We start from the raw sequence: 13,298 nt of genomic DNA, 5'->3' as shown, positions 1-13,298 counted from the left end.
AAATCGGCTCGAAACCGGTTAGGTGACCGTGAGCGACATGTGGAAGGGAAACGACAGGTATGAGTCCGGCGACTGTCCTTGACTCCATCCTCGAGGGAGTTCGGGCCGATGTTGCTGCGCGCGAAGCCCGTATCCCGCTTCCCGAGATCAAGGCGGCCGCCGCGGCGGCACCTCCCGCACTGAACGTGATGGCGGCGTTGCGTGAGCCCGGCATCGGCGTCATCGCCGAAATCAAGCGGGCCAGCCCGTCGGCGGGTCCGCTAGCGCCCATTGCCGATCCGGCCAAGCTGGCCCAGGCCTACGAAGACGGCGGCGCCCGGATCATCAGCGTGTTGACCGAGGAGCGGCGCTTTCAGGGCTCGCTCGACGACCTCGATGCGGTTCGCGCCGCCGTGTCGATCCCGGTCTTGCGCAAAGACTTTGTGGTGCAGCCCTATCAGATCCACGAGGCGCGCGCGCACGGTGCCGACATGTTGCTGCTGATCGTCGCCGCGCTGGAGCAGTCGGCGTTGGCCGCGATGCTCGACCGCACCGAATCGCTAGGCATGGCAGCGCTTGTCGAGGTGCACACCGAAGAAGAGGCGGATCGCGCGCTCACGGCCGGTGCCAACGTGATCGGGGTCAATGCCCGCGATCTCAAGACGCTGGAGGTGGACCGGGACAGCTTCTCGCGGATCGCACCCGGGCTGCCCAGCAACGTGATCCGGATCGCCGAATCCGGTGTGCGGGGGACCGCGGACCTGTTGGCCTATGCCGGTGCCGGCGCTGACGCGGTCCTCGTCGGTGAGGGTCTGGTCAAAAGTGGCGACCCGCGTGCCGCGGTCGCCGATCTGGTGACCGCGGGCACCCATCCGTCCTGTCCGAAACCGGCTCGTTAGTTATCAAGAGCCCCGCGTTGTAACGTTGAACCCCATGAGCCATCTCCGCGTTGCGCACTGGTGATGGTGGATCTGACTCGCCCAGCCCTTCCGCTTTCCAGTGCGGCGATTTCCGAACCCACCCGGCACGATCCCGACGCGGGTGGGCATTTCGGCGTGTTCGGCGGGCGCTACGTCGCCGAGGCGTTGATGGCGGTGATCGAAGAAGTCACCGCCGCCTACGAGAAGGAACGCGTCAACCCCGAATTCCTGGATTTGCTGGACGATTTGCAGGCCAACTACGCGGGCCGGCCGTCGCCGCTTTACGAGGCCACTCGCCTGAGCCAGCACGCCGGCTCCGCGCGGCTGTTTCTCAAGCGAGAAGACTTGAACCACACCGGTTCTCACAAGATCAACAACGTCCTGGGACAGGCGTTGCTGGCCAAGAGAATGGGCAAGACCCGGGTGATCGCCGAGACCGGCGCCGGCCAGCACGGCGTGGCCACGGCCACCGCCTGCGCGTTGCTCGGCCTGGAGTGTGTGATCTACATGGGCGCCGTCGACACGGCGCGCCAAGCGCTCAACGTGGCGCGGATGCGACTGCTGGGCTCCGAGGTCGTCTCGGTCGACACGGGATCGCAAACACTGAAGGACGCCATCAACGAGGCGTTCCGGGATTGGGTCACCAACGCCGACAGCACCTACTACTGCTTCGGCACCGCGGCGGGGCCGCACCCGTTCCCGACGATGGTGCGCGATTTTCAGCGCATCATCGGTCTGGAGGCGCGCGCGCAGATCCAAACGCAGGCCGGCCGGCTGCCCGACGCCGTGACGGCGTGCGTCGGCGGGGGATCCAACGCGATCGGAATCTTTCACGCGTTCATCGACGACCCCGGTGTGCGGCTGATCGGTTACGAGGCCGCTGGTGACGGTGTTGAGACCGGCAGGCACGCGGCGACATTCACCGGTGGTTCACCCGGTGCCTTCCAGGGGTCGTTTTCGTATCTGCTGCAGGACGAAGACGGGCAGACGATCGAGTCCCATTCGATTTCAGCGGGTTTGGACTACCCCGGAGTGGGGCCGGAGCACGCGTGGCTCCGGCAGACCGGGCGCGCCGAGTACCGGCCGATCACCGACGCCGAGGCGATGGACGCGTTTCGCCTGTTGTGCCGGACCGAAGGCATCATCCCGGCCATCGAATCCGCGCACGCCGTCGCCGGTGCCGTCCAGCTCGGCAACGAATTGGGCAGCGGCGCAGTCATTGTGGTGAACCTGTCCGGCCGCGGCGACAAGGACGTCGAGACGGCGGCGAAATGGTTCGGTCTGATGGACTCCCTGGACAAGCGATGACGGTGGAGCAGAGCCAAGCCAGCAGGCTGGCACCGCTTTTCGACGCGTGCCGGACCGAAAACCGCGCCGCGCTGATCGGCTATCTGTCGACGGGCTACCCCGACGTGCGGACGTCGGTGGACGCGATGACCGCGCTGGCCGAATCGGGTTGCGACCTCATCGAAGTGGGGGTTCCGTATTCGGATCCCGGTATGGACGGCCCGACCATCGCCAGGGCCACCGAGGCCGCGCTGCGCGGGGGAGTGCGGGTGCGCGACACGTTGGCCGCGGTCGAGGCGATCAGCTTGGCCGGTGGTCGCGCGGTGGTCATGACGTACTGGAACCCGGTGCTGCGTTACGGGGTTGACGCCTTCGCGCGGGACCTGGCAGCGGCGGGCGGGCACGGGCTCATCACGCCGGACCTGATCCCCGATGAAGCCGACGAGTGGATGGCCGCATCCGAGGCACATCACCTGGATCGGATCTTTCTGGTCGCGCCGTCGTCGACACCGCAGCGCCTGGTGACCACGATCGAGGCGTCGCGCGGATTCGTCTACGCCGCCTCGACGATGGGAGTGACCGGGGCCCGTGATGCGGTGTCGAACGCCGCTCCCGAGTTGGTGAGCAGGGTCAAAGCGGTGTCCGAAATCCCGGTTGGCGTGGGCCTGGGCGTGCGATCGCGCGAGCAGGCGGCGCAGATCGGCGCCTACGCCGACGGGGTGATCGTCGGTTCGGCTTTGGTATCGGCGCTCACCGACGGTCTGCCTAGCTTGCGTGCCTTGACCCAGGAATTGGCCGAAGGTGTGCGAGTGTCGACATCATGACGATGCTGCCCACGTATTTCCCTAGCCCACCGCAAGGTGTCTGGCACCTTGGGCCGTTGCCGATTCGCGCATACGCGATGTTCATCATTGCCGGAATCGTCGTCGCGCTGATGATCGGCGACCGGCGCTGGGCAGCGCGCGGCGGGCAGCGCGGGGTGATTTACGACATCGCGCTGTGGGTGGTGCCGTTCGGGTTGATCGGCGGCCGGCTCTATCACCTGGCCACCGACTGGCGGACGTATTGGGGTCCGGGTGGTGCCGGGTTCGGCGCGGCGGCGCGGATCTGGGACGGCGGTTTGGGCATTTGGGGCGCGGTCGCGCTCGGTGTGCTCGGGGCGTGGATCGGTTGCCGGCGGCGAGGAATGCCGTTGCCGGCCTTCCTCGACGCCCTCGCCCCGGGAGTCATCTTGGCCCAAGCCATCGGTCGGCTCGGCAATTACTTCAACCAGGAGCTGTACGGCCGGGAAACCACGTTGCCGTGGGGTCTGGAGATCTTCTATCGCCGCGATCCCTCGGGCTACATCGACCCGCATTCGCTTGACGGGGTGTCGACCGGGCAGCTCGCGGTCGTCGTGCAGCCGACGTTTCTGTACGAATTGCTGTGGAACGTCCTGGTTTCCGTGATTCTGATCTACATCGACCGCCGCTACGCGATCGGTCACGGACGGCTGTTTGCCAGCTACGTCGCGCTCTACTGCGTGGGGCGCTTCTGGGTCGAGCTGCTGCGTGACGATACGGCCACGCATATCGCCGGTATCCGGATCAACTCGTTCACATCGACTTTCGTGTTCATCGGCGCCGTCGTGTACATCGTTTTGGCGCCCAAGGGCCGCGTTTTGGCGCCCAAGGGCCGCGAAGATCCCGAGAGTTTGCGTGGCAAGGATTATGCGGCTGAGGAGAAATCCGAGCCCGAAAAAGAGCCGGCGGAGGAACCGGCCGGTGTGGCCGCGGCTTCGGTGGCCGCGACTGCTGCCAGGGCGGATGCGGCCGGTGCGGACGCTTCCGCGGGGTCGGTCGAAACGGCGAAGGTTGACGAGTCGGGAGGCGAAGAGGCTGAGGAGCCTGCAGAGACCAAAGAACCCGAAGCCGAGGAGTCTGAAGCGGCCGAGCCGGAAGCCGAGGAGCCGGAGGCAGAACTCGAGGAACCCGGAACCGAGGAGCCTGCAGCCGAACAGCCCGCACCGGAAGCGGTAGCAGAGCCGGAAGCGGAAGAGGCCCAAGCGGCCGAGCCTGAAGAGGCAGGCGCCGAGGAACCAGCGCCCGAAGAAACTGAGGCTCAAGAAACCGAGACCCAAGAACCCGAGGCATCCGACGCCGAAAAACTGGACGCCGATCCCGAGACCGCCGAGACCGCCGAGCCCGACGAGAGCGAACCGGAGCCGGACGAGGCCGCCGAAACCGACGAGAGCGAGCCCGAGCCCGAAGCTGAGGCCGGCGACGTGACGCCGGAAGAACCCGCGGGCGAAACGCCCGGGACAACCAGCGGCGGCGACGACACGGGAACGCGCCGTCGCTGGGCCCTGCGACGGCGGAGCAGGCGTTCGCGCGGCTAGCAAGCCCTGGGTACAGCCTGTTCATCTGGCATGCTGAAGCGGTGACCGAACCGTCGTGGAGCGATGGCCCAAACCCAGGCGCACCACCACCGCAGCCGTCGGGATACCCACCGCCGTACCCGCAACACCAGCCGTACCCGGGCGCAGGCGGCTACGACCCGGCGGCGCCGTACGGCCGTCACCCGGTGACGGGACTGCCGTATTCGGACAAGTCGAAGACCATCGCCGGTCTGCTGCAGCTGCTCAGCCTGGTCGGCATCGGCGGAATCGGCCGCTTCTACATCGGCGACATCGGGCTGGGCGTCGCACAACTGCTCGTGGGCCTGCTGACCTGCGGAATCGGTCTGATCTGGAGCATCGTCGACGCCATCCTGATCTTGACCGACAAAGTCAACGACCCACACGGTCGACCGCTGCGCGATGGAACCTGACTCGGCCTCCCGCACGGCTCGTCACCCCGGCCGCTACATCGCCGCCGGTACCGGCCTGCTGCTGGCCGCGGCGCTCGGCTATGTCGGGTCGGTAGACCCGCACGACGCGAATTCGGCCTACCCGCACTGCCCGTTCAAATGGCTCACCGGCTGGGATTGCCCCTTGTGTGGCGGGCTTCGGATGACCCATGACCTGCTGCACGGACACCTGGCGGCCAGCGTCTACGACAACGTCTTCGTGCTGGTCGGTCTCCCGGTGTTGGCCGGGTTTCTGTTGCTGCGGTGGCGGCAGAGTCGGCAACCATTGCTGCCCATGCCGGCGGTGATAACGATCACTGTCGCCGCGATCGCGTGGACGGTGCTGCGCAACGTGCCCGGGTTTCCGCTGGTTCCGACGATGCTCGGCGGGTAGCCGGGCACCAAAACGCGGCGTGGTGATTTCCCGGTGGCTCAACGCGCGGTCACCTTCGGGTCACCCCGGTAACCGACCGCACGACTAAGCTGTTCGGCGTGAGTAGACGCGGGAAGATCGTCTGCACCCTCGGCCCTGCGACCCAGACGGACGAGCTGACTCTGGCGCTAGTCGAGGCTGGAATGGACGTCGCCCGAATGAACTTCAGCCACGGCAACTATGCCGATCACAAGGCCGCGTACGAGCGGGTACGTGCCGCCTCGGATGCCACCGGGCGCGCTGTCGGGGTGCTCGCCGACCTGCAAGGCCCGAAGATCAGGCTCGGGCGCTTCGCCACGGGCTCGACCTACTGGGCCGACGGCGAAACGATCCGGATCACCGTCGAAGACTGCGAAGGAACCCACGACCGGGTATCGACCACCTACAAGACGCTGTCGAAGGACGCCGCGGTCGGTGACCGGGTCCTCGTCGACGACGGCAAGGTCGGGCTCGTCGTCGAGGCCATCGACGGAGACGACGTCGTCTGCACCGTCGTCGAGGGCGGCCCGGTGAGCAACAACAAGGGCATGTCGCTGCCCGGGATGAACGTGTCCGCACCGGCGTTGTCGGACAAGGACATTGACGATCTGACCTTCGCGCTGGACCTGGGCGTCGACCTGGTCGCGCTGTCGTTCGTGCGCTCGCCGTCGGACGTCGAACTGGTGCACGAGGTGATGGATCGGATCGGCCGGCGGGTGCCGGTGATCGCCAAACTGGAGAAGCCCGAAGCCGTCGACAACCTCGAAGCGATCGTGCTGGCCTTCGACGGCATCATGGTGGCCCGTGGCGACCTCGGCGTCGAGCTGCCGCTGGAAGAGGTTCCGCTGGTACAGAAGCGGGCCATTCAGATGGCCCGGGAGAACGCGAAACCCGTCATCGTCGCTACCCAGATGCTCGAGTCGATGATCGAAAGCTCGCGGCCCACCCGCGCCGAGGCCTCCGACGTCGCCAACGCCGTGCTCGACGGCGCCGACGCGGTGATGCTGTCCGGGGAGACCTCGGTGGGCAAGTACCCGCTGGCCGCGGTCCGCACCATGGCGCGCATCGTGACCGCCGTCGAGGACAACTCGACGGCCGCCCCGCCGCTGACCCACGTGCCGCGCACCAAGCGGGGAGTCATCTCCTATGCCGCCCGCGACATCGGCGAGCGGCTCGACGCCAAGGCACTGGTCGCGTTCACGCAGTCCGGCGACACCGTGAAGCGGTTGGCGCGCCTGCACACCCCGTTGCCGCTGCTCGCCTTCACCGCATGGCCGGAGGTGCGCAGCCAGCTGGCGATGACGTGGGGCACCGAGACGTTCATCGTGCCCATCATGGATTCCACCGACGAGATGATCCGTCAGGCCGACAAATCGCTGCTCGAGCTGGGCCGATACAAGCGGGGGGACCTGGTGGTGATCGTCGCCGGCGCCCCACCTGGCACAGTAGGGTCAACCAACTTGATCCACGTCCACCGCATCGGGGAGGACGACCTCTAACCCACAAGGAGAGCCCGTGCTGGCCGGCGATCAGCCGAATACCGACTTCGACGATTTGCTGGCGGTCCTGGACCTCAATCGCCTGGGTGACGACCTGTTCGTCGGGTTCCCATCCCAGCAAGAACCCGATGCGGACCTTCGGCGGGCAGCTGATGGCGCAATCGTTCGTCGCGGGCAGCCGCAGCCTGGTCCGCGGCGATCTGCCGCCCAGCGCGCTCTCGGTGTACTTCATCAACGGCGGCGACACGACCAAGGACATCGAATTCCACGTCTGCCGGTTGCGCGACGAGCGCCGCTTCGCCAACCGCCGCGTCGACGCCGTGCAGGACGGGGTGCTGTTGTCCTCGGCGATGATCGCCTACATGTCCGGCGGGCGGGGTCTCGAGCACGGCGTGCAGCCGCCGCAGGTGGGCGAAGCCCACGATCAGCCGCCGCTACGTGACCTGTTGCGCGGCTACGAGGAAACCGTCCCGCACTTCGTCGACGCGCTGCAGCCGATCGAATGGCGCTATACCAACGATCCGGCGTGGGTGATGCGGGACAAGGGTGAACGGTTACCGCACAACCGGGTGTGGCTCAAGGCGCTGGGTTCGGTGCCCGACGATCCGGTGCTGCACACCGCGACGATGGTGTACTCCTCGGACACCACGGTGCTGGATTCGGTGATCACCACGCACGGGCTGTCGTGGGGTTTCGACCGCATTTTCGCCGCGTCGGCCAATCATTCGGTGTGGTTTCACCGGCAGGTCGACTTCAACGACTGGGTGCTGTATTCGACATCGTCGCCGGTGGCCGCCGATTCCCGCGGGCTGGGCACTGGCCATTTCTTCGATCGCTCCGGCCGAATCGTCGCGACCGTGGTGCAAGAAGGCGTGTTGAAATACTTCCCGCCGTCCGGTCGGTAGCGGTTATCGAATAGCTACCGGACACCGGTCCGATTTCGGTCCTGCTGGGCCGCGATCGAGCGTAACTTCAAACGAGCCGGGTATTCGATGGAACAAGCACTACGCCCATCGGGAGGTGACGCGTGAAGGGCCCGTCGGCAGATCTCCTTCCTAAACTGCGCGCGCGAACGCGTTGTGGTGCCCGTCGATTCGCTCGCGGCGCGCTGCGTGGGCGCCGTGGCATTGCTGTGCGCCGCGTGCTGGCTGGTCACCGTCGTCGCCCACCACCGCTCTCAGCCGCAATGGCATTACGCCGATCGGCTGGGCTGGTCGCTGACGGTGCTGGCCGCGGTGGCGTTGATCGCCCGTGGCATTTTCCTGGGGCGCCCCGTGACGACCATGCACGCGGGAGCGGCCGCCCTGTGTGTATTGGCGGGGCTGGGTTCGCATGTGTTGGGATTCGACCTGTTCGGTGACGTGCTGATCGCCGGTTCGGGTTTGGTGTTGATGTGGCCGACGGCATCGCATCCAGAGCCCGAGAATCTGCCCCGGGTATGGGCGTTGATCGACGCCACCAGCGACGACCCGTTGGCGCCGTTCGCGATGCAAACGGGTAAGAGTTATCACTTCAGCGCCGCGGGGACCGCGGCGCTGGCCTATCGCACCCGGATGGGCTTCGCGGTGGTCGGCGGCGACCCGATCGGTGACGAGACGCAATTCCCTGAACTGGTCGCCGATTTCGCCTCGATGTGTCACACCCACGGCTGGCGAATCGCGGTGGTCGGGTGCAGCGAACGCCGGCTCGCGCTGTGGAGTGACCGAGCGGTGGTCCGGCAATCGTTGCGGCCCGTACCGATCGGTCGCGACGTCGGCGTCGACGTGACCGGGTTCGAGATGGCCGGGCGGAGCGCGTGTTCTACCGGCTGATCCATTTGCTCGACCCGTTGATCGCGCTCGAATCGCTGTACCGGTACGTGCACAAGTTTCATGCGTTGGATGCCCGACGCTACGCGCTGATCTCCCTGACGCAGCTGGTGCCGCTGGTATTCGTGCTGCTGACACTGGAATTCATGCCGCGCCGGCGCCACCTCTGAGGTGGGCGGCTAGCCGATGCGCAATTCGGGGCAGCGGATGCCTTCGGGTAGATGATGAGTGGCTACCACAACCGTCCGCTCCGCGCTGATCAGCCCGGACGTCGGGGACAGCAGATCCGCCAGCATTCGTTGGGCGTCGGCCGCGTCGAGATGTTCGGAGGGCTCGTCGAGCAGCACGATCCGCGCCGGCGACAGCATCGCCCGGGCCAGTAGCAGCCGGCGGCGCTGACCGGCCGAGACGGCGCGCGCCCCGCCGGTCAGCACCGTCGACAAGCCCTCGGGCAGATTGGCGAGCCACTCGCCGAGTTCGACCGCATCAAATGCTGCCGCCAGGTCGGCGTCCCCGCAGTCGCCCCGGGCGACCAGCAGGTTGTCTCGGACCGTGGTGGCCAACACGTGCGCGGCCTCGGCGAAAAAGGCTACGGCGCCGGGTAATTCATGCTGATCGAAGCTGTCCAGGTCGACTCCGTTCAGCATCGCATGGCCGTCCAGCGGTGGGATCAGCCCGGCAAGGGTCATCAGCAGCGTGGTCTTGCCGGAGCCGCTGGCGCCGGTGATGGCCAACCGCGCCCGGGTTCGAGGTCGACCGTCACCCGGTGGGCGAAGGCCCGCGTGTGACCGGAAAGCAGGTCAGCCGACAGCCGGGCGGTGCCGACCGGAAGTGGTGTCGGCGTGCGGGATGCGACCGTGGGGACTTCCGGAGCCAGATCGAGCAGACGGCGCGCCGCGATGCGGGAACGGGTCAGCTGGATGGCGGCCGCCGGCAGGGGAGTCATCGCCTCGAAGGCGGACAGCGGCAACAGCATCAAGACCGCCAGGGTGGTGGGGGCCACCGCGTGTGCCAGCCCGATCCCGGCCACGACCGCGCCCAGCGCACTGGCGCCGATCGCGGCGGTCGGCATGGATTCGGCCAGCGCGGCAGGTCGGGCAACCGCGTCCAGCGCATCGCTCCAATGGAGTTGGCGGCGACGCGATTCGGCGATGACGTCGGGCAGGGCGCCGGCAACCCGAAGCTCGGGGGCGTGTTCGAGGGCGATCGTCGCGGCCGTATCGCGTTCGGAATGATGTTGGCGGGCAACCTCTTCCTGGGTGACCGCGGCTTTGCCGGCAAGCAGTGGCGCCGCCACACCGGTGATGAGCAGGCAGATCGCCAGTACCGTGCCGGCCGCCGGCGAAATGACCCCGACCGCAACGGTTGCCGCCAGAGCCAATACCGCGGCGACACCGATCGGGATCAGCGCCCGCACCAGCACGTCGGCCAGTGCGTCGACGTCGGCGCCCACCCGTGCCACCAGCTCGCCGCTGTGCAGCCGGACGGCCACCGCGGCCGGTCCGTCGGCGAGCCGGTGATAGATCTCCGCGCGCGCAACCCCGGCCGCGCGCAGCGCGGTGTTGTGGGTGGCCAGCCGCTCGCAGTAGTGCAGCACGGCGTGCGCGATCGCGAACAAGCGCACCGCGACGACCGCGACGGACAAATCGAGGATGGGCGGCATCTGCCAGGCCCGCGTGATCAGCCACGCCGACACCCCGGCCAGCGCCAGCGCGCTGCCCAGCGAGAGCACTCCCAACGCGATGGCCGCCAGGATACGGGGCAACCGCGGCCGCAACAGGCTGGACGCGGCCAGCAGGAGGCTCGCACGTCGTCCCGTTGCGCCCGGCTCTGCCGCGCCTGCGATCGCCGCGGGATCAGACGAGCGCACAATGCACCTCGCTCTCCGATACCGCCTCGACAACGTGGTCTCCGATCGCCACGACCGGCTGCCGGTGCCCGACGACCACGACCGTCGCCCCCGTCCGTGCCCGCTCGACAATGGCCCGCAGCACCCGCTGTTCGGTGGCGGCGTCCAGGTGGGCGGTGGGTTCGTCGAGCAGCAGCACCGGGGCGGGCGACCCGAGCGCACGCGCCAGGCCCAACCGCTGTCGCTGTCCCAGCGACAGCCCCAGGCCGTCGCGCCCCAGCGGGGTGTCCAGCCCGTCCGGCAACTCGGCCAGCACCGCATCGAATCCCGATGCGGCGCAAGCACTTTCCATATCGTCTAACTTACCGAGCAGGGCCAGGTTGTCGCGGACCGTGCCGGGCACAAGCACCGGGCGTTGCGGCAGCCAGGACAGCTGGCGCCACCACCCGGTCTGTTCGAGCTCGGTGACGTCGACGCCGTCGACGGTGACCCGCCCCGACGACGGCGCCGTGAGCCCGGCGATGACCTGCAAGGTGGTGCTCTTGCCGGCGCCGTTGCGGCCGGTCAGCACCGTCACCCGGCCCGGCGGGATCACCGCGGTCAACTCGAACGGCAAATTGCCGTTTCGCCCGGCCACACTCAAGTTCTCCACGCGGATCTCCGCACCCCGGGCAGCGACGGTTCGGCTGCGCGGCACCGCCGCGGTGGGCTCGCCGATCAACGCAAACGCCTCGTCGGCGGCGGTCCGACCGTCTTGGGCCGCATGGAATTCCACGCCGATGCGGCGCAGCGGCCAGTACACGTCGGGTGCCAGCAGCAGCACCGTCAGCCCGGTGGTCAGGCTCATCTCGCCGAACACCAGGCGCAGGCCGATACCGACCGCGATCAGGGCGACACCCAAGGTGGCCAGCAGCTCGAGGACCAGGGCGGACAGGAATGCGATGCGCAGCGTCGCCATTGCCGAGCGCCGGTGGGCGGCGGCGAGTTCGGCGATGCGGTGCTCGGGACCCGCGGCGCGACCCAGCGCCCGCAGCGTGGGGATACCGGCGATCAGGTCCAACAGCCGACCCTGCAGGGTGGTCATGGCGGCCAGCGCCGCCGCGGATCGCTCGGCCGTCGCGAGCCCGATCAGCACCATGAAAAGCGGAATCAGCGGCAGCGTGATCACCACGATCAACGTGGATTTCAAGTCATAGATTGCGATCACGGCCACGGTCGCCGGCGTCAGGATCGCGGCGAGCAGCAGCGTGGGCACATAGCCGGTGAAATAAGGGCGCAAGCCGTCCAGGCCCCGGGTCACCACGATCGCGGCCGCATCCCGCTGCGCGGGCAGTTCGTGGGGTTGGCGGGCGGTGACCGCCGCCAGCACCTCGCCGTTGAGATCGGCGATCACCGCGCTGGCGCCCCGTTGACCGAGCCGCGCTTGCAGCCAGTGCGTCACTGTGCGAACTACCCACAGCGTCAACAGGATTGACAGCGGGCCAAGCCAGCCCCGCAGACCTCGGGCCGAGGGATCGGTGATGACCGTCGCGACGATGCCCGCCAGCACGATCGCCGAGCCGATCGCACAGGCGGAGATCACCACTCCACAGCTCACCGTTGCGACCAAGTAGCAGCGCAACGCGCCGGACGCCCGCCACAGTCGCGGGTCCAGGGGCGCGCGGGAATTGCGTGTGCTCAGGACGGACGCCTTGCCAGCCCGATCGACGCCGGTATCCGGTCAGCCGAGATCCGTTGCCGGAACACCCAATACGTCCACGCCTGGTAGGCGACCGTCAGCGGAGCGAAGAAAGCGGTCATCCACGTCATGACCTTGAGCGTGTAGGGCGTCGACGATGCGTTGTAGATCGTCAGGCTCCACTGCGAGTTCAGGGTCGAGGGCACCAAATTCGGATACAGCACACCGAACAACAAGATCACCACCGACGCGACCACCAGCGCGGTGCTCGCGAACGCCCAGCCGTCGGAGGCGCGACTCCACACCGATGCCACCGCGGCAAGCTGCGCGACGACCGCCACCGCCAGCACCAGCCAGGTCCCGTCCTTGCCATGCGCCAGTTGCGTCCAAAGGCCAAAGACGCCAACCAGTCCCGTGACCGGTACCGACAGCTGCCTGGCGAACCGGTGCGCGTCGGCGCGGATCGCGCCGGAGGTCTTCAACGCGATGGACACCGCGCCGTAGAACAAGAACAGCCCGGCTGTTGCCAACCCACCCAGCAGCGTGTAGACGTTCAGTACGTCGCCGATCGAGAGATGAATATGGCCCCGGGCGTCCACCGGCAGACCCCGTACCAGGATCGCGAACGCCACACCCCACAGCACCGCGGGCAGCCAGGACCCGGCCGCGATCCCGAAATCGGCCAGGGCCCGCCATTTCGTGTCGTCGATCTTGCCGCGCCATTCGATGGCCACGGCGCGCACGATCATGCCGAACAGAATTGCGAGCAGCGGCAGATACAGCGTCGAGAACACGCTCGCATACCACCCGGGAAACGCGGCGAACATTCCGGCACCGGCAGTGATCAGCCACACCTCGTTGCCGTCCCATACCGGCCCGATGGTGTTCAGCGCGGTGCGCCGGTGGACTTCCGGATCGCCGGTGCCGACACGAGCGAACGGTTCCATCAGCATCCCCACGCCGAAGTCGAAACCCTCCAGGATGAAGAAGCCCAAGAACAGCACGGCGATGATGCCGAACCACAACTCTTGCAGCGCCAT

10 protein-coding genes and 3 pseudogenes are annotated in these 13,298 nt (G+C 67.6%); 10 read left to right on the top strand and 3 right to left on the bottom strand.

Going from position 1 to position 13,298, the window contains the following annotated elements; all coding sequences use genetic code 11:
- Positions 1 to 59: 59 nt before the first annotated feature.
- From trpC to T428_RS36165, 10 genes and pseudogenes are all read left to right on the top strand, one after another.
- Complete coding sequence (gene trpC / locus T428_RS0118395; RefSeq protein WP_025737621.1) at positions 60 to 878, top strand: indole-3-glycerol phosphate synthase TrpC; 819 nt, start codon at positions 60 to 62, stop codon at positions 876 to 878.
- A 63-nt stretch (positions 879 to 941) separates the two neighbouring features.
- Complete coding sequence (gene trpB, locus T428_RS0118390; RefSeq protein WP_036468440.1) at positions 942 to 2,207, top strand: tryptophan synthase subunit beta; 1,266 nt, start codon at positions 942 to 944, stop codon at positions 2,205 to 2,207.
- Positions 2,204 to 3,010 carry a tryptophan synthase subunit alpha gene (trpA, locus tag T428_RS0118385; RefSeq protein WP_025737619.1) on the top strand — a complete coding sequence of 269 codons (807 nt, stop codon included), beginning with the start codon at positions 2,204 to 2,206 and terminating at the stop codon, positions 3,008 to 3,010. The genes trpB and trpA overlap by 4 nt, the downstream gene beginning before the upstream one ends.
- The gene (gene lgt / locus T428_RS0118380; RefSeq protein WP_025737618.1) at positions 3,007 to 4,563 is read left to right on the top strand and encodes a prolipoprotein diacylglyceryl transferase; all 1,557 of its coding nucleotides are present in this window, start codon (positions 3,007 to 3,009) and stop codon (positions 4,561 to 4,563) included. The genes trpA and lgt overlap by 4 nt, the downstream gene beginning before the upstream one ends.
- 41 nt (positions 4,564 to 4,604) lie before the next feature.
- Positions 4,605 to 4,994, top strand: coding sequence for a TM2 domain-containing protein (locus T428_RS0118375; protein WP_025737617.1), 390 nt, complete (start codon positions 4,605 to 4,607; stop codon positions 4,992 to 4,994).
- Positions 4,984 to 5,406, top strand: coding sequence for a DUF2752 domain-containing protein (locus T428_RS0118370; protein ID WP_025737616.1), 423 nt, complete (start codon positions 4,984 to 4,986; stop codon positions 5,404 to 5,406). Before T428_RS0118375 ends, T428_RS0118370 begins: the two co-directional genes overlap by 11 nt.
- A gap of 98 nt (positions 5,407 to 5,504) precedes the next feature.
- Complete coding sequence (gene pyk / locus T428_RS0118365) at positions 5,505 to 6,923, top strand: pyruvate kinase (protein ID WP_025737615.1); 1,419 nt, start codon at positions 5,505 to 5,507, stop codon at positions 6,921 to 6,923.
- Between the two features lie 19 nt (positions 6,924 to 6,942).
- Positions 6,943 to 7,828: pseudogene (locus T428_RS29345) on the top strand (acyl-CoA thioesterase domain-containing protein).
- 122 nt (positions 7,829 to 7,950) lie between these two features.
- A pseudogene (locus T428_RS29340) lies at positions 7,951 to 8,713 on the top strand (phosphatidylglycerol lysyltransferase domain-containing protein); the annotation flags it as partial.
- A gap of 5 nt (positions 8,714 to 8,718) precedes the next feature.
- Entirely contained in the window at positions 8,719 to 8,901 is a 183-nt protein-coding gene (locus tag T428_RS36165) for a hypothetical protein (RefSeq protein ID WP_425412057.1), read from the top strand.
- On the opposite strand, the pseudogene cydC reads toward T428_RS36165, so the two are convergent.
- From cydC to cydB, 3 genes and pseudogenes are all read right to left on the bottom strand, one after another.
- A pseudogene (gene cydC, locus T428_RS29335) lies at positions 8,814 to 10,529 on the bottom strand (thiol reductant ABC exporter subunit CydC). The gene T428_RS36165 and the pseudogene cydC sit on opposite strands and share 88 nt — an antisense overlap.
- Before the next feature lie 58 nt (positions 10,530 to 10,587).
- On the bottom strand, positions 10,588 to 12,201 hold the full coding sequence (cydD, locus tag T428_RS0118345; RefSeq protein WP_025737614.1) for a thiol reductant ABC exporter subunit CydD: 1,614 nt from the start codon (positions 12,199 to 12,201) through the stop codon (positions 10,588 to 10,590).
- 56 nt (positions 12,202 to 12,257) lie between these two features.
- Positions 12,258 to 13,298, bottom strand: a complete 1,041-nt coding sequence (gene cydB, locus T428_RS0118340) for a cytochrome d ubiquinol oxidase subunit II (protein ID WP_025737613.1) — start codon at positions 13,296 to 13,298, stop codon at positions 12,258 to 12,260.

The organism is Mycobacterium genavense ATCC 51234, assembly GCF_000526915.1.
Taxonomy (GTDB): domain Bacteria; phylum Actinomycetota; class Actinomycetes; order Mycobacteriales; family Mycobacteriaceae; genus Mycobacterium; species Mycobacterium genavense.
This window is presented reverse-complemented; position numbering and strand designations above follow the sequence as displayed.

Bases quoted from the DNA above. Each gene is read 5' to 3' on its own strand.
- lgt (WP_025737618.1), top strand. From the start codon at position 3,007: ATGACGATGCTGCCCACGTATTTCCCTAGCCCACCGCAAGGTGTCTGG.
- trpA (WP_025737619.1), top strand. From the start codon at position 2,204: ATGACGGTGGAGCAGAGCCAAGCCAGCAGGCTGGCACCGCTTTTCGAC.
- T428_RS0118370 (WP_025737616.1), top strand. From the start codon at position 4,984: ATGGAACCTGACTCGGCCTCCCGCACGGCTCGTCACCCCGGCCGCTAC.
- cydB (WP_025737613.1), bottom strand. From the start codon at position 13,298: ATGGCGCTGCAAGAGTTGTGGTTCGGCATCATCGCCGTGCTGTTCTTG.
- trpB (WP_036468440.1), top strand. From the start codon at position 942: ATGGTGGATCTGACTCGCCCAGCCCTTCCGCTTTCCAGTGCGGCGATT.
- trpC (WP_025737621.1), top strand. From the start codon at position 60: ATGAGTCCGGCGACTGTCCTTGACTCCATCCTCGAGGGAGTTCGGGCC.